Source organism: Vibrio sp. JZG120, assembly GCF_053890955.1.
On sequence record NZ_JBSRRK010000050.1, the window covers coordinates 1 to 533 of the forward strand.

The 533-nt window shown below is 46.2% G+C and carries 1 protein-coding gene; it reads left to right on the forward strand.

Annotated features, from left to right (window positions below; genetic code table 11):
* On the forward strand, nucleotides 1-533 hold a 533-nt coding region (locus tag ACWPOD_RS23745), incomplete at both ends, for a tyrosine-type recombinase/integrase (RefSeq protein ID WP_456232308.1).

Consider the following 533-nt stretch of genomic DNA (forward strand, 5'->3'; position numbering starts at 1 on the left):
ATTTGGCGCATCCGCATTCGTTTGGAGCTTGAGGAACGGTTATTTGAATTGGCGCTGTTTAACCTTGCCATTGATAGCAAACTCAGAGCGTGTGACTTGCGTAACCTAAAGGTACAAGACGTTAGCCGCAGTGGCTGCGTTATGTCACGAGCGATTGTGAAGCAACAGAAAACCCATCAAGAAGTGCACTTCGAGATCACGCCTAAGACTCAGCAAACCTTATCTCAATGGATAATCCTGAATGGTCTGACACCAACCGACTATGTATTCCCAAGCCCACGCCGTGAAGGGCAACCAATCTCTTACCATTACTACACGACGATGGTTAATCGTTGGGTGACTGATATCGGTTTAGACAAAACTCAGTACGGCACACATTCGCTACGTCGCACCAAGGCTTCTTTGATCTACGCCAAAACCAAGAACTTACGTGCTATCCAGTTACTTCTTGGTCATGCTAAGTTAGAAAGTACGATTGAATACCTTGGTGTTGAGATTGAAGATGCGCTGAGGATTTCGGAGAGTTGTGAGAC